This is a genomic window from Acidimicrobiales bacterium, from assembly GCA_022452035.1.
Taxonomy (GTDB): Bacteria; Actinomycetota; Acidimicrobiia; order Acidimicrobiales; family MedAcidi-G1; genus UBA9410.
Map to the genome: position 1 here is coordinate 1 of JAKURV010000007.1, position 25,049 is coordinate 25,049.

Genomic DNA, 25,049 nt, shown 5'->3' on the forward strand with positions numbered 1-25,049 from the left:
GACCACGCCCAGCATCTCCGACGGAGCGGCGAAGACCTCGGAGAAATCACCAATTAGCCAGGCGACCAGCACCCCAGCCAGCAGACCCAGCAACATGGCCGTCCCACCAATTGAAGGGGTGGGGGCCGTGTGAACGTTGCGCTCGTCGGGGGCGACCAGCAGACCCGAGGCTACGGCGAACCGTCGGACCAGGGGCGTGGCAGAAGCGGTGACCGCAGCGGCCACCGCTCCGACGGCAAGATGGGCCAGCACTCCGGGCATCATCGATCGACTCCGACGCCCGACCCGAAGGCGGCTTCGGTCAGCCTCCGTAGACCGGGAAGCGGGCGCAGAGGGCGTTGACGTCGGCCCTCACGGCGGCGATGACCTCATCGTCGTCGCGGCCTCGCAAGGCGCGCGCTATGAGGTCGGCGATCTCGACCATCTCCTCCTCGGCCATACCCTGAGTGGTGGTCGACGGGGTACCGATCCGCACGCCGCTGGTCACGAACGGCGACCGGGGATCGTCGGGCACGGTGTTCTTGTTGAGCGTGATGCCGGCCCGGTCCAGGGTGGTCTGGGCCACGGCGCCCGTGACGTCGGCGTCAAACGTCCGTAGGTCGACGACCATCAGGTGGTTGTCGGTACCCCCGGTGACCAGGCGAAACCCGTGGCCCACCAGAGCGCCGGCCAGCACCGAGGCGTTGGCCACGATCTGGCGGGCGTAGTCGGCGAAAGAGGGGTCGGCCGCCTCGCGAAAGGCCACAGCCTTGGCGGCAATGTGGTGCTCTAGCGGGCCACCCTGTGAGCCGGGGAATACGGACTTGTCGATTGCCGCGGCGTGCTCCTCGCGACTCAGGATGCAGCCGCCACGCGGACCGCGCAAGGTCTTGTGGGTGGTGAAGGTGACGATGTCGCAGTACGGCACTGGGTTGGGATGCACGCCACCGGCAATGAGCCCGGCGATGTGGGCGGCGTCGAACATGAGCAGGGCCCCAACCTCGTCGGCGATCTCCCGCAGCGGTGCCGACTCGATGACGCGCGGATAGGCCGTGGCCCCTGCCACGATCAACTTGGGCCGGGACTCCCTGGCCTTATCCCGGAGTTCATCCATGTCGATGCGCTCGTCGCTACCGGTCAGGCCGTAGGACACGAAGTCGTACAGCTTGCCGCTGGCGTTGACTGGCGAGCCGTGGGTGAGGTGCCCGCCGTGGTCGAGGCTCAGGCCCAGAACGGTGTCTCCGGGCTGGAGCAAGGCCTGGTAGACGGACATGTTGGCGTTAGCACCCGAGTGGGGCTGCACGTTGGCGTGGTCGGCCCCGAACAGGGCCTTGACCCGCTCGCGGGCCAGGTCCTCCACCTCGTCGACGTGCACGTTTCCGCCGTAGTACCGCTTGCCGGGGTAGCCCTCGGCGTACTTGTTGGTCAGCACCGAGCCGCTGGCCTCCAGTACGGCCGGCGAAGCAAAGTTCTCCGAGGCGATCAACTGCAGGGTCGTGTTCTGACGTTCGAGCTCGAGGGCGACGTAGCCGAAGAGCTCGTCGTCTCGGGAGGAGGGCCAGGGCATGGGGACCACCTGATGGTCGGGAGCGGGGGTCGCTCTCTGGTCGGTTCTGGTGGGCAGCACCGTCGTCGACCCCTTGAGTCAACGAGTTGCGCTACCGCGCCGGGAGGCTACCGGGCGAGATGGTAGGCCGTAACCGGGCGGGTCACCCGCTGACCAAGACGTCGGCCAGCCCGTCCACTGCGGGGTCGGGTGGGGCACCGGAACGGCGAGCCACAACCAGGCGGCGCACCCCGATGGGGCGGCGCCGCACCCTGGCCAAAGGCTCGGGGCCGGCCTCAGCTTGGGCTTCGGGCAGGACGGACCAGCCCATGCCGAGGCGGACCATCTCGCGCAAAACGTCGGGCTGGTTGGACTCAGCGACGACGTCGAAGGGGGCACCAAGGACGGTGAGGCCTGCGGCGATCACGCCCCGGGTGTGGGAGCCGGTGGGATAGGTCACCCACGGCCCCCATTCCTCAGGGGGTCCGCCCGCTGCGCCGTCCGGTGCGTAGGCGTGGAGGGGTTCCTCCAGGCACAGGACGGTGTCGATCCCCTCGGCGGGATCGGACGGCTCCACACAGACGACCAAGTCCAGGTCACCGACCCGCAGGGCGTCAAGGAGGGATCCGGAGGGGGCCACGGTGAGGCGCAAGTCCAGGTCGGGATGGGCCCGCCGGTGGGAGCGCACCGTCTCGGCCCGATGGTGGACGGCCACGGCGTCGATTGCCCCGAGGCGGACGGCACCCGCCGTCCCGGTCCGGCGGGCCTCAGCCCACCGGGCCAGGTCCCGGGTCTCGGCCACCACCCTCCGGGCGTGGGCCAGAACCTCGCCGGCCTGGGGTCGCAGCCGGGTGAGGCGGCCGTGGCGCTCAAATAACGGGACACCGACCCGTCGCTCCAGCTCGGCCAGACCCTGAGTGAGGGCCGAGGGGGTAACCCCCACCGTGGCGGCCGCGGCGGCTCGGGTGGGCGCTGCAGCGACGGCCACCAGGTACTCCAGCTGCTGAACGGTCAGGTTGGGGAGCGTCGGTGTATCGGCCATGAATGGGAGCCTCCGGTCCGCGAGGCTTCGCCGACCCTGTCCGACAATTTAGTTCTTCTGAATCTTACTCATCTTTGTTTCTGATCTGCTTATCCTGTGGGCCATGAACACCCCCCTCGACATCGCCCCCGCCACCGGACGCCTCGGAGTCCTCACCCCCGGAATGGGCGCCGTGGCCTCCACCTTCATCGCCGGAGTGATCGCTGCCCGCAATGGCCTCACCGCCCCTGTCGGCTCGGTCAGCCAGATGGCCCATATCCGCCTCGGCAACCGCGACGAGGACCGCAACCCGCTTATACGGGAGTTCGTTCCCCTGGCCGGCCTGGACGACCTGGTCTTCGGCGGCTGGGACCCGATCTCGGCCAACGTGCTGGAAGCGGCCCGCACCTGCGGTGTGCTGGAAGAAAGGGACCTCGCCCCGGTGTCGGCCGAGTTGGAGGGCATCGTCGCCATGGACGCCGTCTTCGACCAGCGCTGGGTCAAAAAGCTAGAGGGATCCCGGGTCAAGTCCGAGACCGCCAAGTGGGACCAAGCCCAGGCCCTCATCGCCGACATTGAGCGGTTCCGCACCGAGAACGAGTGCGACCGCCTGGTCATGGTTTGGTGCGGCTCGACCGAGGCCTACCAGGAGTCCAGCGCCGTCCACGAAACCGTCGAGGCGTTCGAGGCTGGCCTACGGGCCGACGACGAAAACATCTCACCTAGCCAGATCTACGTGTACGCCGCCCTGATGAGCGACGTCCCGTTCGCCAACGGCGCTCCGAACCTGAGCGTGGACCTGCCGTGCATGATCGAGTTGGCCGCCCGCCATGGCGTGCCCATCGCCGGCAAGGACTTCAAGACGGGCCAGACCCTCATGAAGACCCTCCTGGCTCCCGGTTTCAAGGCCCGGATGCTCGGCCTGCGCGGCTGGTACTCCACCAACATCTTGGGAAACCGGGACGGCGAGGTCCTGGACGATCCGGAGAACTTCAAGACCAAGGAGGTCTCGAAGCTGGGCGTGCTGGACGCCATCCTCCAGCCCGACTCCTACCCGGATCTCTACGGCAACATCGACCACGTCGTGCGGATCAACTACTACCCGCCTCGGGGCGACAACAAGGAGGGGTGGGACAACATCGACATCTTCGGGTGGATGGGCTACCCGATGCAGATCAAGGTGGACTTCCTGTGCCGTGACTCGATTCTGGCCGCACCGATCGTCCTGGACCTGGCGCTCTTCTTGGACCTGGCCCACCGGGCCGGCCAATCGGGTGTGCAGGAGTGGCTTTCCTTCTACCTGAAGGCCCCACAGGCGGCCACTGAGGCCGGACCCGAACACGACCTGTTCATCCAGCAGACCAAGCTCAAGAACACCCTCCGGGAGTGGATGGGCGAGGAGCCCGTCACCCACTCCGAGGCCGGCTGACCGGCCCCAACCGCTGGCTCAGGCGGGGACGGGCTCGAGGCGCCGCCACGTCGGTATCGGCAGGCGTGGTCGTCTCCACGGGAACGAAGGCTAGATCCGGGTCTGGCGCTCCGCCCAGTACTCGTCCTTGAGGAGCCGCTTGTAAAGCTTGCCGGTGGGGTGCCGGGGTAGCTCGTCTCGGAAGTCGACCGTCCGGGGACACTTCACGTCAGCGAGTCGGGCGCGGCAGAAGGCAATCAGCTCGGCTGCCAGATCCGGGCCAGCGGAATCTGGGGCGACTGGCTGGACCACCGCCTTGACCTCCTCGCCGAAGTCGTCGTTCGGGACGCCGATCACGGCCACGTCGAACACCGCCGGGTGCATGGTGAGGACGTTTTCGGCCTCCTGCGGGTAGATGTTCACCCCACCGGAAATGATCATGTAGGCCTTGCGGTCGGTCAGGTAGAGGTAACCGTCCTCGTCGAGGCGGCCCACGTCGCCCAAGGTGCTGGTGTTGGCGTCCAGTTTCGCCCCGGCGGTCTTCTCCGGGTCGTTGTGGTACTCGAAACTGGAGTTGCCCCGGAAGTACACCCCTCCCTCCTCGCCGACCGGCACCTCGTTTCCGTCATCGTCGAGGATGATCACCTCGCCCAGCAGGGCCTTTCCGACGGTGCCCGGGTGCTCCAACCAGTCCTGCGAGTTGGTGTAGGTAAGGCCGTTGCCTTCAGTGCCGGCGTAGTACTCGTGCAGCACCGGGCCCCACCATTCGATCATCTGTCGCTTCACCTCGACCGGACAGGGCGCGGCGGCGTGGACCGCGGAGACGAGGCTGGACAGCTCGTACCGTCCCCGGACCTCTTCAGGGAGCTTCAACATCCTGACGAACATGGTCGGCACCCATTGGCTCCAGGTGACGTCGTGGTCCTGGATGGCGGCCAGGGCCCGCTCGGCATCGAACCGCTCCATGACCACGATCGTGCAGCCCATGCGATGAGCTCCAAGGCAAAAACGCAGCGGAGCAGCGTGGTAGAGGGGTGCTGGTGACAGATACACCGAACCGGTCGTGGCCCCGAAGAGCGCTTCGGCCATCATGGTGATCGAGTCGGATGCACCTAACGCTCTGTCGGACATTGGGCGCTTGACGCCCTTGGGCCGGCCCGTGGTGCCCGAGGAGTAGAGCATGTCCTCGCCTTCTGTCCGGTCGGGAAGCGGCTCGGCAGGCTGGGCAGCCACCGCCTCCTCGAAGCAGGCATAACCGTCGATGGCGCCACCGAGTACGTAGCGGGCCTCGACTCCAGGTGTGGCGGCGTCGATCTCGACCACTGCGTCGGCCTTGTAGGGCGAGGTCACGAAGGCCCGGGCCCCACAGTCGTTGACGATGTAGGCAATCTCGTCGGCGGTTAGCCGAGACGAGATAGCCGTGTAGTAGAGCCCGGCGTAGTGGGCCCCCCAGGTCACGGCTAGGAACTCGATGCGGTTCTCCAGACAGAAGGCGACGTGGTCGCCCGGTTTGATGCCCAGGCTGCGGAAGAGCTGGGAGATGCGGTTCGCCTCAGCGTCCAGTTCGGCGAACGTCATGGCCTGACCAGAACCGGTCATCACGATGGCCGGACGGTCGGGACTTTCGATGGCCCAGCGGCCCGGGTACTGGAGGTCGTCGTCCATGTCGCCGGAACCTACCGATCCGGGATCGGCCGGTCGGCAGCGGGGACAGGGTCACGAGCCGAGCAAGATGTCACAGCGCTCACTTATTGTCCGTCCATGGCAGCGGAGATCCTGCGGACCAGGTACGGACGACCGGCGACGGACGCCCTGGCCGGAGCGGTCCAGGACCTCCAGGGCAGCGACCCGCTGGCCCCGGTGACCATCGTCGTCGACAACCACGCCACAGGCCTGATGGTCCGCCGACGCCTAGCCGCCCGTGCCGGAGGCCTGGCCGCGGTGGACGTTGTTACCCTCCTCGACCTGGCCCGGTCGCTGTCTGCCGGCTCACCCCGGTTGACCGGTCGGCGCCCGGTCAGCGACGCCGTCGTCCTCGCCGCCACCCGGCGGCTCCTGACCGAGCATCCTGGTGCGTTCGACCGCGTGGCCGACCACCAGTCGGTCGCACGCTCGGTGGTCGCCGCCCACCGCAACCTCCGCGAGGTCCACCGCAGGGCACTGGATCGCCTGGCGGCCAGTGGCGACATGCTGGCCGACCTGGTGGCCCTGCACCGGGGTCTGGTCGCACGGCTTCGGGAACGGTTCCACGACGAGCGCGAACGAGCTGACGTGGCTGCCCAGTTGCTCGCCGACGGGATGGTCGAGATGCCCCCCGTCGTCCTCCACCTCCCGGGCGACCACGTGGCCTCGGAGCGGCGACTCCTCTCGGCCCTGGCCGAGGCTTCCCGGGTGATCGCCATCGTCGGCGACGCCGACGCCCCCGATGGCACGGTGTCGGCGGACCCCCGCCTCGACGCGTTGGCCGCCACCCTCGGCGCCCAGGTTCCCGAGGCCGGGCCGGCCGGTTCCCGAGCGGCCCTCCTGGTGGCATCGGTCCCCGAACAGGACGAAGCGGTCCGGCACGCCATCCGCCGCATCGTCGAGGCGGCAAAGGGTGGGACGTCACTGGACCGGATCGTCCTGGTCCACCCGTCCTCAACCGATGACGCCCGCCTCGTCCAGGAGCGGCTCTCTACGGCGGGAATCACCTTCCACGCAAGCGGCGTCCGACGACTCGACGAGACGGTCGTCGGACGATTCCTGGTCGGCCTCCTGGGTCTGCCTGATCGGAACCTCCGACGAGGTGACCTCTTGGCCTGGATGGCCGACGTCCCCCTCTGGGATCCCGACCACGACCTGGTCCCGGCCAGGGCCTGGACCAGGCTGGCGCTCCGGGCCGGCGTGGTCGGAGGCCTCGACGACTGGACGATCCGACTCTCCCGGCTGGCAACCGAACTGGAAGACGAGGCCGCCGAGGAGGCTGACGAGGAAGCCCGGCCGTGGCTCGTTGAGCGACTGGCCTCCGAAGCCGAGATGGCCCGACGACTCCTCGGCTTCGTCGGGAGGCTCGATCGGTCGCTGATGGAGTTAGCCGACGACGCCTCGTGGTCCGGTCGCTGCCGGCGGATACGCGGCCTGGTGCGTAATCACCTCGGCGGGCCCGCTGTCCGAGAGGACTGGCCGGCCGACGAGATCCTCGCCCTCGATGAGGTCGGGGCGATCCTCGACACCCTCTCCGAACTGGACGACGTCGAACCCGCTCCCCCGGAACAGAGCTTCCGGAACGCCCTGGTCGCCGAACTCCGGCGACCGGTCGGACGCTCCGGGCGAACCGGCGTCGGCATCCATGTGGTCGGGATCGATCGGGCCATCGGACTCGACGCCGACCTCGTGATCGTGGTTGGCCTCGCCGAGGGCTCCCTGCCCACCCGGGCTGCGGTCGACCCCCTGCTCACGGACGCCCGACGGATCTCGGCGCAGACCGGCCTTCCCACCCGTCACGACCACGCCGCTCGGCAACACCACGCCTTCCTCGCCGCGCTCACCGCGGCCAGCGAGCGGATCGTCCTGGTCCAACCCCGCGGCGACCTTCGGCGCTCCGGCGACCGACCGATGTCCCGCCTGCTCCTCGCCGAGTTCGAAGCGTTGGCCGGCCACCGTCCCGAACTCGACCAGCTCGAGCGGTTCACCGCCGACTGGTTCGACCACGTGGCCTCGTTCACCGACGCCCTCGACCGCGACGAACCGGCAACCACCCAGGAGTACGACCTCGCCACCGCGGTCCGTGGTGGTCCGGACGCCGTGGATCGACTCCGAAACTCGGACGTCGTGGTCGACCGTGGCATCAAGATGCAGGAGGATCGGTCCGGGTCGTCCCTGACACGGTTCGACGGCAACCTGTCCGACGTCGACCTCGACGTCCTTGACGGCGAGCTCTCGGCCACCCGGTTGGAGGCGTGGGTGGACTGCCCGTTCGCCTTCTTCGCCGAGTACGTCCTCGGGGTCCGCCCACTCGACGAACCCTCGGAGCGGACCGACCTGTCCCCCTCCGTCCGCGGATCGATCGTCCACCGGGTGCTCGAACGCCTGGTGGCCGAGAGCCTCGCCGACGGATCGACACCCCGGACCGGCGAGGCGTGGACCGCGGCGCACCGCGACCGCGCCGCCCTGCTCCTCTCCGAGGAGTGCAGCCACGCCGAAGCCCGCGGCGAGGCGGCCCACCCCCGCTTCTGGCCAACCATCCGTTCCCGCCTCGCCGCGGAGCTCGACGACTTCCTGGTCCTCGACTCGTCATTCCGGGCCCGATTCGGGAGCCGCCCCATCGCCGCCGAGCACCGTTTCGGCGGCGGCGACGCGCTAATGGTGACGCTGGCCGACGGTCGGGTCCTCCGCTTCCGAGGCTCCGTCGATCGCGTCGACGAGGTCGCTGATGGCGGGCTCGTCGTCGTCGACGCCAAGACCGGGAAACCGGACCGCTACCGGACGATCCCTGAGGACCACTTCCCCGACGGCTCGTTCCTCCAACTCCCCATCTACGCACTCGCCGTTGCCACGAAGAACCGGGAAGTCACGCACGCCACCTACGCCTTCGTCGGTGGGGTCCCCGAGTCCCACCGGCACCTCGGCTACGACGTCGACGACGAGGTCGTGGCCGCCTTCCGGCGGGTGCTGGCCTCGGTGGTCCGCGGAATCGAGGGCGGGGCCTTCCCCCACCACCCCCCGGAGAGCGACCGGCCGGAGGCCCACTGGTGTCACCACTGCTCCCCCGACGGCCTGGACGCCCGCCGAGTCCGCGCCGCACGGGATCGGAAGGCGGACGACCCCGTCCTCGCCCTACATGCCGACCACCTCGTCACCGACTTCATGGCCGAACCCACCGACGAAGATCCAACCATCGTCGTCGAGGTGGATGCGGATGACCGGCCGGAAGGCGACCGATGACCGGTCCGGTACCCGGCGACCAGGCGCCACGCGACCGGATCGCCCGGTCGCTCGACGAGAACCTGTTCGTCGAGGCCGGGGCGGGAACCGGAAAGACCACGGCCCTCGTCGGTCGCATGGTCGCCCTCGTGGTCGACGAGGGCATCGCCGTCGAGGAGATCGCCGCCATCACCTTCACCGAGAAGGCCGCCGCCGAACTCGCCGACGGCTTCCGGCGGAGCCTCGAGGACGTCGCCCGCCATGACGGCGACCCGGACCGTCGGCGACATGCCGAGGTCGCCCTGGCCGACGTGGACCTCGCCTCGCTCACCACCCTCCACGGCTTCGCCCGTCGCCTCCTCGGAGACCACCCGCTGGAGGCCGGCCTGCCGCCGGGCTTCGAACTGCTGGACGAGGTGTCCAGCCACCTCGGCTTCGACGATCGGTGGGCGGACCTCCAGCATCGACTGCTCGACGACGACGACCTCGCCCGGACCGTGCTGCTCGCCGACGCCATGCGCATCCGTCCCCACCACCTCCGCGAACTGGCCCGCACGCTCGACGACCGGTGGGACCTCCTCGGAAACCACCCGCCCCCTCCGGAACCCGACCCCGTGGACGTCGCAGGGATCCTGGGACACATGGACGAGGCCCTGGCCCTGGACCGGGATGACGTCGACGAGGACGACAAACTCCGGATCAGGCTGACCCGAATCCGAGACGCCCAGACCGCGCTCGGCGGCGCCGTCGACGAGGCCGACACGGTCCGCGTCCTCGCCGACGACGACCACCGGAAGTCCCTTAACGCCGGGGGTGACGGGAACAAGAAGGTGTGGGGCGACGACAAGGCGGCCATCGTGGAGGCCGCGTACGCCGCACGGGATTTGTGGGACGCTCTCCTCCGGGCCACGGCCGGTGCCGTGCTCCGACGTCTACTCGCCGATCTGGTGGCTGCCACGCTCGAGGCCGCCACCGAACGACGCCATGCAGGGACCCTGGTCTTCCACGACCTGCTGGTCATCGCCCGCGACCTGCTCGCCGACCCCATCGTCGGCGACGCCGTGAGGACATCCCTCCACGAGCGGTACCGCCGCGTCCTGCTCGACGAGTTTCAGGACACCGACCCGCTCCAGCTCGAGCTTGCCCTCCTGCTGACTGACCCGGACTCCCCGGTCGGGCCCTCCTTCGACCCCGGCGACTTCTCCCCCGACCCCGGTTCCCTCTTCCTCGTCGGCGATCCGAAGCAGTCCATCTACCGGTTCCGCCGGGCCGACGTCGCCCTGTACCTGCGCGCCCGCCGCACCCTGGACTCCACCCTGGTGGCGTTGACGGAAAACTTCCGGACCACGGTGCCGATCATCGATTGGGTCAACGCCGTGTTCGCCCATCTCATCGGCACCGGGCCGCCGTTGGATACCGCCGCCTCCCACCTGGTCCAGCCCGGCTATGTGCCCCTCGTCGGGCGACGACCTGCGGCGGCGAACGGACCATCGGTCACCCTGCTGGGCCGACACGCCCACGGCGACGAGATCGACGCCGCCGGGCTCCGGGACCTAGAAGCTACGGACGTAGCGGCAGCCATCGCCACCGCCGTCGTCGATCGCTGGACGGTCGAGGGAACCGACGGACGGCAGCGCCCCTGTGGCTTCGGCGACATCGCCATCCTCCTCCCCACCCGTACTTCGCTGCCCGCCCTGGAGGCCGCCCTGGAGGCCGCCGGTATCCCCTACCGGGCCGAGTCCAGCTCCATGCTCTTCGCCACCCCCCAGGTCCGCGACCTCCTGATGGTGCTCCGGGCCATCGACGACCCGACCGACGACCTCGCCGTGGTCGCCGCGCTGAGGACCCCGTACCTCGGTTGTGGAGACGACGACCTCGCCCGTTGGCGCGTCCACCACGGCGGCACGTGGAACCACCAGGCGGACCAGCCCGACGGCGACTCCACGGTGGAGGTGGTGGCCTCCGGCCTCGCGTGGATGGGCGGATTGCACCGCTGGCGCCACCACCTCGGACCGTCGGGGATTCTCGAACGCCTCATCCACGACCGGAAGGTGTTCCAGGTCGCCTACGGCGAGACCCGACCCCGCGACGCCTGGCGACGGGCTCGGCTCCTGTCCGACCGTGCCCGCGCCTACGCCGAGGTGGGCGGGGGCTCGCTGCGGGGGTTCGTCGACTGGTGCCTCGCCCAGGCCGACGCGAAGGGCCGGGTCGCCGAGACGGTGCTTCCCGAGGTCGACGACGACGCTGTGCGGATCCTGACCATCCACGGCGCCAAGGGCCTCGAGTTCCCCATCACCATCCTCTCCGGCATGTCGACCCAGACCGCCCGGACCGACTCCGGGGTACAACTCCTCCTCGACGCCGACGGTTCCGCCGAGGTCAGCATCCGCGAGGGGGTCCAGACGTCCGGGTTCCGCGACGCCCACGGCGTCGATCAGCGTTTCAAGGACGCCGAGACGATCCGACTCCTCTACGTGGCCGCCACACGCGCCCGCGACCACCTCGTCGTCTCGGTCCACCGGGACACCGACGTCGATCCGGACAAGCCCGGACGACCGGGACCCGGCCGCCTGCTGGCCGGCGCCCTAGTCGAGGTCGGCCGGGCGGCCGTCGACGTCGACCTGTCGCCGACCGGAGGTGTCCTGCCGGTCACCGGGGCGCCCTCGGGCCGGGGCCTCCCGGACCGCCAGACCTGGATGGCCGAACGCGACGACGCCCTCGAGGCCGCGGCACGGCCCCGGACGGTGTCGGCCACCGCCATCGCCGCGTACGGCGCCGACCAGACGACCGACGAGGACCGCTCTCGACCGGGCGAGGTGGGCCGGCACGGCACCGGCGTCGGCCGGGCCGTCCACGGCGCCCTCGAGGTGCTCGACTTCACGACCACCGACCCCTCGGACATCGTGCGCGAGCAGGCAATCACCGAGGGCCTCCTGGGCGACCTCCGGACCATCGACTCCCTCGTCCGGGCCGGGCTGGAAACCAACTCGGTCCGCCGAGCCGCCATTACCCGCCACTGGCGCGAGCTCTACGTGGCAGCGCCCGTCGACGACGCCGACGACGCCCCCGTCGTCGAGGGCTACATCGACCTCGCCTTCCTGGAGGACAACGACCCGCATCCGGGCCTGGTCATCGTCGACTACAAGACCGACGCCGTGGCAGACGACGCCGACCGGGCGGTGAAGGCCCGCCGGTACCGGCTCCAGGGCGCCGCCTACGCCGTAGCCGCTCAGCGGGCCACCGGCCTCCCCGTCCGCCGGGTCCTCCTCTGCTTTCTGGCCACCGACGGAGCCACCGAGGTCGAGGTCGACGACCTCGCCGGGGCCATGGACGAGGTCACCTCCATCGCCCGGGACTTGGCCGGCGCCTGATTCGTCCTCAGCCTCCTCCGGCCCTGATCCGGATCGACGAGCCGGTGGTCGGTAGCGTCGGCACCATGCCTTCCGGCGGAGACGACTTCACCATGAGAAGCCTGCTGTTCGCTCCGGGAATTCGGGCTGACGTCCTGGCCAAGCTGCCCCGAACATCGCCCAGCGCGGCCGTCATTGACCTTGAGGACGCCGTTCCGCCCGACCGCAAGGCCGAAGCCCGGGCGGTGGCCCACCAGGTTGCGCCGTCGCTGGTCAAACAGGTGCGGCTGTTCGTCCGGGTGAACGCTCCCGACACTGGGCACTTTGCCGACGACGTCCTGGAGGGCCTGCCACCCGGACTGACCGGGGTGGTCGTCCCCAAGCTGGAGTCGGCGGCTGCTGTCGACGCTGTGTCGGTCGCCCTGGACGGTGCCGGGCACCACGACCTGGCCATCGTCGCCGGCCTGGAGACGGTGGCCGGCGTGGTCGATGCCCGCACGATCACCACCCACCCCCGGGTCCGATGGTGCTACTTCGGGGCGGAGGACTACGTGGCCGATCTGGGCGGGGTCCGTACGTCTGGCAACACCGAGGTAGCCACCGCCCGGGCTCAGATCGGACAGGCGGCCCGGCTCGGCGACGTCCAGGCCGTCGACATGGTGGTGGCCGACTTCGCCGACGACGATCGCTTCCGACGCGAGGCCGCCGAGGCCCGAGCCCTCGGGTTCGCCGGGAAGTTGTGTATCCATCCGGCCCAGGTGCCCCTGGCCGACGAGGCCTTCCGACCCACCGAGGCGGAGTTGGCCTGGGCCCGCGAGGTGGACGCCGCCTACCGGGAAGCCGTGGCCCGTGGCGATGCGGCGATCTCGGTTCGTGGCGAGATGGTCGACGAGCCGGTGGCCCGACGGGCCCGCACCCTTCTGGCCGCCGGCTGACTGGGGAGGACGACATGGCCAGCCTGGTTCCCGAGGGTGAGGCGTTCTACGGCATCCAACTGCCGATCCAGACCCTGACCCGAACGTTGGCCGATCCGTGGGAGGACGACGCCACCCCCGAGGACCTGGCCCGGGTGGCCCGGGCCGCCGAGGAGGCCGGCCTGGACTTCGTGGGGGTGTGCGACCACGTGGCCGTCCCCGACAACGATTACGCAGCCCACATGCGGACCACCTGGTACGACCCAGTGGCCACCCTGGCCTGGCTAGGCGCCCAGACTCGGTCCATCCACCTCCTATCGGTGGTGTGGGTCGCCGCCTACCGCCACCCCCTCCTGACGGCCAGCACCTTCGGCACCCTGGCCCACCTGACCGACGACCGAGTGATTCTCGGCGTCGGGGCCGGCCACGTGGAGGCCGAGTTCGAGGCGCTCGGCGTGGACTTCCACCGTCGGGGCCGGATCCTCGACGAGTGCATCGACGCTGTCCGAGGCGCTTATGCCGACCGCTACATCAGCTACCGGGGGGACCACTTCTCCTATACAGACGTCGGGGTGTCTCCCGGGCCGCCGAGTGGTGACCTGCCCATCTGGGTCGGTGGCGCCGGGAAGGCCGCCTGGCAGCGGACCGGACGCCGGGGAGACGGCTACATCCCGATGGGCGCATCGCGTGACCAGTACCCGGAGATCATCGACACCATCCGCCGGTCAGCCGAGGAGGCCGAACGCGGCGACGCCCGGTTCGACATCGGGATTATGCCCGGATGGGCCTACATCGGCGACCCTCCGGATGACCTGCCGCCGGCCTGGTTGACCGGCTCTCCGGAGCGGATCGCCGAGGAACTCCGAGCCGACCGGGAAACGGGAGCCAACGCCTTCCACCTCAAGTTCCGCAGCCGAACCCTAGAGGAGTACCTCGACCAGTTGGCCGCCTTCGGCGCTGAGGTGAGGCCACTGCTCTAACCGCCTGCGGAACAGTTTCGCGTGGCGGGGGTGCGAGTCGGCTCAGAACCGGCGATCATGGGGCCATGGTCAAGATCGACGACGACACCCAGAAGGCCCTCCTGCTCTTCAACCGCCGGACCGAGGCTGCTGAAGCCGTCAAGGCTGCCGAGCGGAACCTGGCCAAGGCCGTCAAGGCTAAGGACGAGGCGGCCGCGGCCCTGAAGCGCGCCCAGGACAGCGGGGGTGGTGCGGAGTCGGTCGCCGAAGCGGAGGCTGAGTGGCGGACCGCCGTCGACGCCTGGCAGCGCGCGCGCGACGGCGAGGAGCCGGAGGAAGCCTCGGCCGAAGACACCGCCGACGAAACACCCGACGCCGACGAAGACACCCCGGCCGAAGACACCGCCGACACCCCGACCTCCGACGAAGAGGAGTAGGCGGCCGGCCCATGCCGGTGCTGTCCTCGAAGCCCCTGCGGCCGGTCACGGCCGCTGAGGTCGCTCGCTTCGCCGCGGACGGCGTCGTCCACCTCCCTGGGATTCTCCCCACGGCCTGGCTAGACCAGCTGTCCGGCCCGGTTGAGGAGGCCCTAGTCGATCCGGTAACCACCACCGACATGACGGCCCTCTGGGCCGGGGTGGCCGAGACCGCCGACCCTGGCGGCGGACGCTTCCTCTCCGGTGTAGACCACTGGCGACACCACGAGGCGTTCGCCCGGTTCGCAACCGCCTCCCCTCTGCCGGCTATCGCCGGCACCCTCCTGGTGGCCGACCGGATCCACCTCTACGAGGACTCGCTGCTGGTCAAGGAACCGGGGACCGTGGCTCGTACCGCCTTCCACCAGGACCTGGGCTACTTCCACCTGTCCGGGGACCGGATCTGTACCACCTGGGCGCCCCTCGACGAGGTTGACGCCGAGACCGGCGCCGTGTCGTACCTCCGCGGATCACACCGGTCGGGGGTGGTCCACCGCCCCAACTGGTTCGTAGACGATCAGCCCCTTCCGGGCACCGGGGGTGAGCCGGTCCCCACCGTCCGCCTCGACGACCCTCGCCTGGTTCGCTTCGACACCGTGCCCGGCGATCTGGTGGTCCACCACGCCGCAACCCTCCACGGCGCAGGACCCAACCGGTCGACCACCCGCCGGCGCCGGGCCGTCTCGGTCCGGTACTGCGGCGACGGCGTCCGATACGAGATCCGGCCCGGGGCCCCTGCCAAGGCGCACCACGCCGAGGTCCGCTCTGGCGACCCGGTGGTTGACCATCCTGGGTGTCCTGAGGTCTGGCGACGACCCTTAGGGTCCGACTGATGAATGCGCCGTGGTCCACCATCCCCGACCTGGTCGACGACGCCGCCCTCCGGTTCGGCGACCGAGAGGCAATCGTCGACGGGGATCTCCGATGGACGTTCGCCGAATACCGCGACCAGATCCACGCCGCCAGCCGGGCCCTGATGGCCCACGGGATCGGAGCGGGCGACCGGATCGCTGTCTGGGCGCCCAACGTGGCCGAGTGGGCGGTGGCTGCCCTGGGTGCCCACTGCGCGGGAGCCGTGCTTGTCCCCATCAACACTCGCTTTCGGGGCCGGGAAGCCGCCGAGCTCCTGGATCGCACCCTGGCTCGTGTCCTGTTCACCGTCACTGACTTTCTGGACGCTGACTACGTGGCGATGCTCGCCGACGTCGGCGGGGGAACCGAGCTGGACGAGGTAGTCATCCTCCGAGGCTCCGTTCCCGACGGGTGCACTTCGTGGGCCGACTTCCTGGAGGCAGGCGACACGGTCGACGACGGCAACCGGGCGACTCGTTCGGCAGCCGTCGGAGGCGACGACCTCTGCCATCTCATGTTCACCTCGGGGACCACCGGCTCGCCGAAGGGCGCCATGCTCCGCCACTCAGCTATCTGCCGGGCCTTCCTCGCGTGGAGCGAGGTCATCGGCCTGGAGGCCGGCGACCGCTATCTGGTGGTCAATCCGTTCTTCCACGCCTTCGGCCTCAACTCCGGGATCCTGGCCTGCCTGATGAAGGGCGTAACTCTCGTTCCCCACCCAGTGTTCGACGTCCCGGCAGTGATGAGGCGGGTCGGCGAGGAGCGAATCACCATGCTCCCCGGTCCGCCGGCCATCTACCAGACGATCCTGAACCACCCCGACCTCGACGAATTTGACCTGTCTTCGCTCCGACTGGCTGTGACCGGCGCTGCGACTATCCCCGTCCAGATGATCCACGCCATGCGCGACCGTCTCGGCTTCGAGAAGGTGGTGACCGGCTACGGCCTCACCGAGGCGTCGGGAATCGCCACCATGTGTCGCCACGACGATGATCCGGCCCTCATCGCCGGGACCTCGGGACGGGCCATCGATGACGTCGAGGTCCGGGTCGTCACCCCCGACGGAGCCGAGTGCCCGGCCGGCCAGCCGGGCGAGGTGGTCGTCCGCGGCTACAACGTGATGGTCGGCTACCTGGACGATCCCGACCAGACCGCCGAGGCCATCGACGCCGAGGGTTGGCTGCACACCGGCGACATCGGGGTCATGGACGCCGACGGCTACCTAGACATCACTGACCGGGTGAAGGACATGTTCATCAACGGCGGGTTCAACGTCTACCCGGCCGAGGTGGAGCGCCTGATGCTGGCCCACCCCGAGGTCGGTCAGGTGGCCGTCGTCGGGATCCCTGACGACCGGCTCGGCGAGGTGGGAATGGCGTTCGTCGTACCGGCCCCCGACACCCACCCTGACCCGGCGGACATCGTGTCGTGGTGCCGCGACGAAATGGCCAACTACAAGGCACCCCGCCGGGTCGAGGTCATTGACGTTCTGCCGCTGAACGCCAGTGGCAAGGTCCTCAAGTTCGAGCTGCGCCAGCGCGGCGCGGCGCTTCTCTGAACCGAACCGCCTCCTCCCGGCCAGCAGGGACGTACCAGTAGCCTGCACCAGGTCATGTCCGACGAGCACCCTCCCTCTGCCGACGCCCCAGACGCGTCCAACGACCCCTACCCGCACGTAGGACGGGCCGACTTCCCTGCCATGGAGGAACGGGCGCTGGCCCGGTGGGCGGACGAGGGCACGTTCCCGGCGTCGGTTGAGGCCCGACCAGCCGAGGCCGAGTACGTCTTCTACGACGGTCCACCCTTCGCCAACGGGCTGCCCCACCACGGCCACCTCCTGACCGGCTACGTGAAGGATGTCGTGCCCCGGTACCAGACCATGCGTGGCCACCGGGTCGACCGCCGCTTCGGCTGGGACTGCCACGGCCTGCCGGCCGAGATGGAGGCCGTGAAGGACCTTCCGGTCTCCGGGCGGGCCGACATAATCGAGTACGGCATCGAACGCTTCAACGCCGCGTGCCGAGAATCGGTCCTGCGCTATACGAGTGAGTGGGAGAAGACGGTCACCCGTCAGGCCCGGTGGGTCGACTTCGAGAACGACTACAAGACCATGGACCTCTCCTACATGGAGTCGGTCATGTGGGCGTTCAAGCAACTCTGGGACAAGGGGCTGGTCTACGAGGCCTTCCAAGTCATGCCCTACTCGTGGGGCGCCGAGACGCCGCTGTCCAACTTCGAGATCCGCCTCGACGACGCCACCCGACCCCGGCAGGACCCGGCCATCACCGTGGCCTTCGACCTGGATCCGGCTGATGGGGACCCCGGACCGATGCGGATCCTGGCCTGGACGACCACGCCGTGGACGCTCCCGTCGAACCTGGCCCTGGCCGTGGGCCCCGACGTGTCCTATTCCCTGCGCCGGGATGCCGACGGCACCGTGTACGTGCTGGGCGCCGAGGCGGTGGCCCACTACGAGGACCAGTTGTCGGACACCACCGAGGTCGGCGCGTGCACGGGCAACGACCTAGTCGGGCGTACCTACCGTCCGCTCTTTGACTTCTTCGACGACCGGACCGACGCCTTCCGGGTGCTGGGCGCCGACTTCGTCGACGCCTCCGACGGCACCGGGGCGGTCCACATGGCCCCCGGGTTCGGCGAGGACGACCAGGAGGTCTGCGAGGCTGCTGGGATTCCCATCGGCCGCGTGGTGCCAGTCGACGACCGGGGCCGGTTCACCGACGAGGTCGGGCTGTGGGCTGGCCAGAACGTTTTCGATGCCAACTCGGAGATCATCCGTCACCTTAAGGAGGCGGGCCGGATCATCCGCCACGACACCTACGAGCACAATTACCCGCACTGCTGGCGCACCGACACGCCGATCATCTACAAGGCCATCTCTTCGTGGTTCGTCAAGGTGACCGACCTCCGGGAGCGTCTGCTGGCCACCAACCAGCAGATCAACTGGGTACCGAACCACGTCCGGGACGGGCGGTTCGGCATGTGGCTGGACGGCGTCCGAGACTGGTCGATCAGCCGGAACCGCTTCTGGGGATCACCCATCCCCGTGTGGCGCAGCGACGACCCCAAGTACCCGCGGGTAGACGTCTACGGCAGCCTGGACGAGATCCAGCGGGACTTCGGAATCCGGCCCGATGACCTTCACCGGCCGTTCATCGACGAGCTGACCCGACCCAACCCGGACGACCCGACTGGCCGGTCCACCATGCGTCGGGTCCCCGAGGTCCTGGACTGCTGGTTCGAGTCGGGCTCCATGCCGTTCGCCCAGGTGCATTACCCGTTCGAGAACCGGGAGTGGTTCGAGGAACACTTCCCAGCCGACTTCATCGTGGAGTACAGCAACCAGACCCGTGGTTGGTTCTACACCCTCCATGTCCTGGCCGGCGCTCTGTTCGACCTGCCCTCCTTTGAGAACGTCATCTGCCACGGGATCTTGTTGGCTGAGGACGGCACCAAGCTGTCCAAGAAGCTGCGGAACTACACCGAGCCGACCGCCATCTTCGACAACCAGGGCTCTGACGCCCTGCGCTGGTACCTGATGTCGTCGGCCATCGTGCGAGGCGGCGACCTGCGAATTTCCGACGATGGCATCGACGACGTGGTGCGCCAGGTGTTGCTGCCCATCTGGAGCGCTTACGGATTTTTCACCCTGTACGCCAACGTCGACGGCCACCGGGCCGAGATGCGGTACGACTCACCACGTCTACTGGACCGCTATCTGCTGGCCAAGACCCGCCTGCTGGTCGAGGCGGTTCAGGACCACATGGAGGCCTACGACCTGTCGGGTGCCGCCCATGAGATCCAGGCCTTCATCGACGCCCTTAACAACTGGTACATCCGGAGGAGCCGGGACCGGTTCTGGGCCAAGACGGCCACCGCCGACGATGCCGACAAGCGGGACGCCTACGACACCCTCTACACCGTCCTGGTCACTTTCAGCCGGGTGGCAGCGCCGTTCCTCCCCTTGGTGATGGAGGAGATCCACGGTGGGCTGACTGGCGGGCAGAGCGTCCACCTGGCCGACTGGCCCGACCTAGACGACCTCCCCTCGGACCCGGCGCTGGTGGCTCGTATGGACCGCATCCGCGACGTGGCCTCCACGGCGCTCCGCCTGCGCGAGGAGCACGGCCTACGGGTCCGGCTCCCCCTGTCTCGCCTGACGGTGGCCGGCGTGAACAGCGAAACGCTGGTCGACCTGGTTGACCTCCTGGTCGATGAGGTCAACGTGAGGTCGGTGGAGTTGACCGACGACCTGGAGGGCCATGCCCGCCTGGTCCTACAGCCCGACGGCCGGGCCCTGGGTCCCCGACTGGGTGGCGACGTCCAGGCTGTCTTCGCGGCGGCCCGGTCGGGTGACTACCGACGTAACGATGACGGGACGGTGACGGTGGCTGGCCAGGTGTTGGTGCCTGGTGAGTTCGACCTGGGGGTGGAGTCGCCCGACGGCGTCACGGCGGCCGCTCTGAGTAGCGGCGACGCCGTCGTGGTCCTGGACACCGAAGTCACCGATGACCTGACCCGCGAGGGTCTGGCCCGCGACGTAGTCCGCCAGGTTCAGCAAGCCCGACGAGACGCCGGGCTGGTCGTCACCGACCGCATCCGCCTGGTCTTGGACGGCGACGAGGACCTTATGGAGGCCATCCGGGCCCACGAGACCCACGTCGCCGGCCAGGTGCTGGCCGTTGAGTTGGTCTACGACACCATCGACCCGAACGCTGACGGTTCCACGGAAGCCACCGTGGAGGGGGCGACCCTCCGGTTCTCGTTGGCCGTCGCCTGATCGGGCGGTCCGACCGGACCCTCGAACCGTCGCGGACCGGTCAGCCGTCCAGTCGGCGACCGGACTCCACCAGGTTGATCTCCCAGATCACCTGCTCCAGGCGGTCCGAAGCCGTGATGGTGGGGTACCGCAGCGGGTTCTCAGGCGTTACGCAGGTCGGGAGGGGGGCCAGCATCGTCCACGGCGTCGGATGGCAGAACTGGACTACCGAGTGGCGCTCGCCGGGACCATCGGATACCACGCGGTGGATACCCGGCGGAATCAACCCGTTGGTCAGGTGGTCGAGCATGATCCCCGTGTTGACAATGAGGTGGCGGTCGGGGGGGACGGCGTCGATCCAGGCGTCGTTGGTCCGGACCTGGAGGCCGGGCGCCGTGGCCCGGGGTAGGGCGGTGATCAGGTTGATGTCGCCGTGCTCGGCCGCCCAGACGTGCTCGTCGCCAGGAGCCAGGTCCATCGACGGATAGTGAAGGGCCCGGGTGAGGGCCGCCCCGTCGCGGAGCATGACGTCGAAGTAGCCCTCGTCCACGCCCAGCCCAACGGCCAGAATCCGCAGTACCCGACGCTGCAGGTCCAAGATCGTGTGGTGGAACGCCATGAGGACCTCGGTGGTCCCGGGCAGGTCCTCCTCGGGCAGGGTCGGGTCGCCGTAGCGGTGGGGGTAGCGCAGACGCAGCGGATGCCCACCGGGTACCGGCGCACTCCAGTTGAGCATCTCCTTGAAGTCCGGCACGTCGGATACGGCGGCCGTCTCCACCAGCAGGCCCGTGTAGCCGGTCTGCCCGTTGGATCCCGGTACCGTGCACCGGTCCTTGCGGTCCTGGGGAAGCGAGAAGAAGGCAGCCAGGCGACCGTAGGCATCGTCCAGTAGGTCCTCGGAGAGGTCGTGGCGGACGTACACGAACCCGGTGGCCAGGCTCCGCATGGTGCCGTCGACCACGGCCGCCCGGGTCGCCGAATCGCCTGACTCGAAGGCCGGGAGGTCGACGTCGAGGATGGGAGACGGCTGGGCCATGGCCGACACGTTAGGCCGACCAGCACCATGGGCGGCCGGGCCCAAGGTCCCGGCACTCTGAAGACGGCCACGAGGCGCGCGATTCTGGGCACCTCGGAGCCCGGTTCAACCACACCTCGCGCGACCGCCAGGAAAACCTGTCCGACAGGACGGGGATTCTCTTGACACGGTTGTAATTACATGCGTGCAATTCATTTCCGGGTCGCGCTCGTGAACTCCCCGAACCACCATCCGGTGGCCACTCGAGGGGACACGCGTCGCTCCGGGAACGGACGAGGCGAACCGTGGCAGCGGGAACACCGGCGGGACAACCGGGGGAAAGAGGGACTGGGCGATGACCATCACCGAGGATCGCATCGGGGGACCGGACACCGAGTCGACCGGCGCCACGGCCATGCGGGTGCGGAAACGCAACGGTGACCTGGAGCCGGTCGACGTCAACAAGATCGTGCGGGCCGTTGAACGGTGCGCAGCCGGTCTCCCCGGCGTCGACCCGATGCGGGTGGCTACCCGAACCATCTCCGGCTTATGCGACGGCGCCACCACCGAAGAGCTCGACGAACTGTCCATCCGGACCTCAGCTGCCTTCATTGTCGAGGAGCCCAACTACTCCCGCCTAGCCGCTCGCCTCTTGTCCACCGTGATCGACAAGGAGGTCCGAAACCAGGACATCCACTCGTTCTCCCAGTCGGTAGCCGTGGGCGTCGACCAAGGCCTAATCGCTGCCGAGGTGGCTGGTTTCGTGGCCACCAACGCCCGAAAGCTCAACGACACCGTGGAGGGCGAGCGGGACCAACTGTTCGAGTTCTTCGGCCTGCGTACCGTTTACGACCGCTACCTCCTGCGGCACCCCGAGAACCGCATGGTGGTGGAAACTCCCCAGTACTTCTTCCTCCGAGTGGCCTGCGGCCTCTCCACCTGCCCCGAGGAGGCCATCCGCTTCTACCGGCTCATCTCGTCACTGCAGTACCTCCCGTCCAGCCCGACCCTCTTCAACTCAGGCACCAGCCACCCCCAGATGTCGAGCTGCTATTTGCTGGATTCACCGGAGGACAGCCTCGACGGCATCTACAAGCGGTACACCGACATTGCCAAGCTTTCGAAGTTCGCCGGCGGCATCGGCGTGGCCTGGCACCGGATCCGCTCCAAGGGCTCGCTCATCCGGGGCACCAACGGCCTGTCCAACGGCATCGTCCCGTGGCTGAAGACTCTGGACAGTTCGGTGGCCGCCGTGAACCAGGGCGGACGGCGAAAGGGGGCGGCCTGTGTCTACCTGGAGTCCTGGCACGCTGACATCGAGGACTTCCTGGACCTCCGGGAGAACACCGGCGACCCCACCCGCCGCACCCACAACCTGAACCTGGCCAACTGGATTCCCGATCTGTTCATGGAGCGGGTGGAAAAGGATTGGAAGTGGTCGCTGTTCGATCCACGAAAGGTCCCCCACCTCACCGACCTGTACGGCGCCGAGTTCGAGGCTGCCTACCAAAAGGCCGAGGAGGAGGGCATCTACGAGCGCCAGGTCCCGGCCCGCGAGCTCTACAGCCGCATGATGCGCTCTCTGGCTCAGACCGGTAACGGCTGGATGACGTTTAAGGACGCCTCAAACACGAAGTGCAACCAGACGGGTACCGAAGGACGGGTGGTGCACCTGTCCAACCTGTGCACGGAGATCCTGGAGGTCACCGACCAGTCGGAGACCGCGGTGTGCAACCTCGGCTCGGTGAACCTCGGGGCCCTAGTGGCCGACGGGGTGTTCGATTTCCAGCGCCTGGCTGAGGTGGTCCGCCTGGCTGTTCCGTTCCTGGACCGGGTGGTCGACATCAACTACTACCCCACTGAGGAAGCGTCGACCTCGAACAACGCGTGGCGCCCGGTCGGCCTGGGTCTCATGGGCCTCCAGGACGTGTTCTTCAAGCTCGGCCTCCCCTTCGACGGCCCAGAGGCCCGTGACCTCTCGAAGCGGATCTCTGAAGAGATCTACTTCAACGCCCTATGGGCTTCGACGGAATTGGCCGAGGCCTCGGGACCCCACGACAACTTCGCCCTCACCCGGGCGGCCACGGGCGACCTGCAGTTCGACCTATGGGGAGTGGAGCCAACCGACGCCGCCCGCTGGGAAACCCTGCGGGCCCGAGTGGCCGAGCATGGCCTCCGGAACTCGCTGCTCATCGCCATCGCCCCCACGGCGACTATCGCCTCGATCGCCGGATGCTGCGAGTGCATCGAACCCCAGGTCTCGAACCTCTTTAAGCGCGAGACGCTGTCCGGCGAGTTCATGCAGATCAACCGGTACCTGGTGCGTGAACTCCAAGACCGGGGGCTGTGGAACGAAGCCATGGCCAACCGGGTCAAGATGGCCGAGGGATCCATCCAGGACGTGGAGGGCATCACGGACGACTTGAAGAACGTCTATCGCACGGCGTGGGAGGTCCCGATGCGATCCCTGATCGACATGGCTGCCGAACGCGGTGCCTTCGTTGACCAGAGCCAGTCACTGAACCTGTTCATGGAGTCACCCACCATCGGCAAGCTCAGCTCCATGTACCTTCACGCCTGGAAGTCCGGCGTGAAGACCACCTACTACCTGCGCTCCCGTCCGGCAACCCGCATCAACAAGACAACGACCGGCGGCCCGGCTGGAGGCCCCGACGAGGGTGAACCGGTGGAAAAGCCCACGTTCACGGACGCCGAGACCGTGGCCTGCTCGTTGGAGAACCCCGAGTCCTGCGAGGCGTGCGACTGATGGCCCTGGCAGAAGTCCCGTTCGAGGAACCGGCTGACGAGGCCGCCCCGCGCATTGACGCCGCGGCCCGCCGGATCAACATCTTGGACCCGGGATTTGACCTGACGCTCCGACCCATGCGGTACCCGGAGTTCTACGAGATGTACCGCGACGCCATCAAGAACACCTGGACGGTCGACGAAATCGACTTCTCCGACGACCTGGTCGACCTAGACCGAAAGCTGGTTCCATCCGAGAAGCACCTCATCAACCGGCTAGTCGCCTTCTTTGCCACCGGTGACTCGATCGTGGCCAACAACCTGGTGCTGAACCTCTACCAGCACATCAACGCCCCCGAGGCCCGGATGTACCTGTCGCGCCAACTCTACGAGGAGGCGCTCCACGTCCAGTTCTACCTGACGCTGCTAGACAACTACATCCCAGACATGGCCGAGCGGGAGGACGCTTTCGCGGCCATCCACAACATTCCCTCTATCGCCCAGAAGGGCGAATTCTGCTTCAAGTGGATGAACTCGGTGGAGCACCTCAACGAGCTGGACACCGACGAGAAACGCAAGACGTTCCTGTTGAATCTCATCTGCTTCGCCACATGCATCGAGGGCCTCTTCTTCTTCGCCGCTTTCGCCTACGTCTACTTCCTGCGCTCCAAGGGCCTCCTGAACGGGCTGGCTGCAGGCACCAACTGGGTGTTCCGCGACGAGAGTTGCCACATGAACTTCGCTTTCGCAGTCATCGACACAGTGCGCCGTGAACAACCCGAGCTGTTCGACGAGGACCTGAGCAACCGGATCTACGAGATGCTCGAGGAGGCCATCGACTGCGAGTACCGGTTCGCCGAGGACCTCCTCGGCCAGGGGGTACCCGGCATGTCGACCGCCGATACCAAGCAGTACCTGCAGTTCGTAGCCGACCAGCGGCTAGCCCAGTTGGGCCTGAGCCGGCGGTACCACGTGAAGAACCCGTTCGGCTTCATGGAACTGCAGGACGTCCAGGAGTTGACCAACTTCTTCGAGCGCACGGTCGCCGCCTACCAGGTAGGCGTCGAAGGCGACGTGGCGTTCGACGAGGACTTCTAGGCCCGAA

The 25,049-nt window shown here is 68.3% G+C and carries 16 protein-coding genes; 11 read left to right on the forward strand and 5 right to left on the reverse strand.

The window, feature by feature from the left end; all coding sequences use genetic code 11:
- The 3 genes from MK181_03805 to MK181_03815 form a co-directional block, all read right to left on the reverse strand.
- A partial coding sequence (locus MK181_03805) for an undecaprenyl/decaprenyl-phosphate alpha-N-acetylglucosaminyl 1-phosphate transferase (GenBank protein MCH2418921.1) occupies window positions 1-264 on the reverse strand: 264 nt, incomplete at its 3' end.
- A gap of 37 nt (window positions 265-301) precedes the next feature.
- Entirely contained in the window at window positions 302-1,546 is a 1,245-nt protein-coding gene (locus tag MK181_03810) for a serine hydroxymethyltransferase (protein ID MCH2418922.1), read from the reverse strand.
- Between the two features lie 142 nt (window positions 1,547-1,688).
- Complete coding sequence (locus MK181_03815) at window positions 1,689-2,567, reverse strand: LysR family transcriptional regulator (GenBank protein ID MCH2418923.1); 879 nt, start codon at window positions 2,565-2,567, stop codon at window positions 1,689-1,691.
- Between the two features lie 103 nt (window positions 2,568-2,670).
- Here MK181_03815 and MK181_03820 point away from each other — a divergent pair, with 103 nt between their 5' ends.
- Entirely contained in the window at window positions 2,671-3,975 is a 1,305-nt protein-coding gene (locus MK181_03820) for an inositol-3-phosphate synthase (protein ID MCH2418924.1), read from the forward strand.
- Window positions 3,976-4,065: 90 nt separating this feature from the next.
- Here MK181_03820 and MK181_03825 read toward each other — a convergent pair whose 3' ends face one another.
- Window positions 4,066-5,619: an acyl-CoA synthetase gene (locus tag MK181_03825; GenBank protein ID MCH2418925.1), complete on the reverse strand. Its 1,554-nt coding sequence runs from the start codon at window positions 5,617-5,619 to the stop codon at window positions 4,066-4,068.
- Window positions 5,620-5,715: 96 nt separating this feature from the next.
- On the opposite strand from MK181_03825, the gene MK181_03830 reads away from it, so the two are divergent.
- From MK181_03830 to ileS, 8 genes are all read left to right on the forward strand, one after another.
- Window positions 5,716-8,877: a PD-(D/E)XK nuclease family protein gene (locus MK181_03830; GenBank protein MCH2418926.1), complete on the forward strand. Its 3,162-nt coding sequence runs from the start codon at window positions 5,716-5,718 to the stop codon at window positions 8,875-8,877.
- On the forward strand, window positions 8,874-12,227 hold the full coding sequence (locus tag MK181_03835) for a UvrD-helicase domain-containing protein (GenBank protein ID MCH2418927.1): 3,354 nt from the start codon (window positions 8,874-8,876) through the stop codon (window positions 12,225-12,227). The genes MK181_03830 and MK181_03835 overlap by 4 nt, the downstream gene beginning before the upstream one ends.
- A gap of 65 nt (window positions 12,228-12,292) precedes the next feature.
- A complete protein-coding gene (locus MK181_03840; GenBank protein MCH2418928.1) occupies window positions 12,293-13,141 on the forward strand; it encodes a CoA ester lyase in 849 nt (282 codons plus the stop codon).
- 14 nt (window positions 13,142-13,155) lie between these two features.
- Window positions 13,156-14,100, forward strand: coding sequence for a TIGR03619 family F420-dependent LLM class oxidoreductase (locus tag MK181_03845; GenBank protein ID MCH2418929.1), 945 nt, complete (start codon window positions 13,156-13,158; stop codon window positions 14,098-14,100).
- Between the two features lie 65 nt (window positions 14,101-14,165).
- The gene (locus MK181_03850) at window positions 14,166-14,516 is read left to right on the forward strand and encodes a hypothetical protein (GenBank protein ID MCH2418930.1); all 351 of its coding nucleotides are present in this window, start codon (window positions 14,166-14,168) and stop codon (window positions 14,514-14,516) included.
- Window positions 14,517-14,527: 11 nt separating this feature from the next.
- Window positions 14,528-15,388 (forward strand): phytanoyl-CoA dioxygenase family protein, encoded by an 861-nt coding sequence (locus MK181_03855; GenBank protein MCH2418931.1) that lies wholly within the window; start codon window positions 14,528-14,530, stop codon window positions 15,386-15,388.
- On the forward strand, window positions 15,388-16,965 hold the full coding sequence (locus MK181_03860) for a FadD3 family acyl-CoA ligase (protein MCH2418932.1): 1,578 nt from the start codon (window positions 15,388-15,390) through the stop codon (window positions 16,963-16,965). Before MK181_03855 ends, MK181_03860 begins: the two co-directional genes overlap by 1 nt.
- A gap of 54 nt (window positions 16,966-17,019) precedes the next feature.
- A complete protein-coding gene (gene ileS, locus MK181_03865) occupies window positions 17,020-20,205 on the forward strand; it encodes an isoleucine--tRNA ligase (protein MCH2418933.1) in 3,186 nt (1,061 codons plus the stop codon).
- Window positions 20,206-20,245: 40 nt separating this feature from the next.
- Here the strand turns inward: ileS and MK181_03870 are convergent, their stop codons facing one another.
- Entirely contained in the window at window positions 20,246-21,220 is a 975-nt protein-coding gene (locus MK181_03870) for an isopenicillin N synthase family oxygenase (protein MCH2418934.1), read from the reverse strand.
- 334 nt (window positions 21,221-21,554) lie between these two features.
- On the opposite strand from MK181_03870, the gene MK181_03875 reads away from it, so the two are divergent.
- Entirely contained in the window at window positions 21,555-23,966 is a 2,412-nt protein-coding gene (locus MK181_03875) for a ribonucleoside-diphosphate reductase subunit alpha (protein MCH2418935.1), read from the forward strand.
- A complete protein-coding gene (locus MK181_03880) occupies window positions 23,966-25,042 on the forward strand; it encodes a ribonucleotide-diphosphate reductase subunit beta (GenBank protein MCH2418936.1) in 1,077 nt (358 codons plus the stop codon). Before MK181_03875 ends, MK181_03880 begins: the two co-directional genes overlap by 1 nt.
- Window positions 25,043-25,049: the final 7 nt, after the last annotated feature.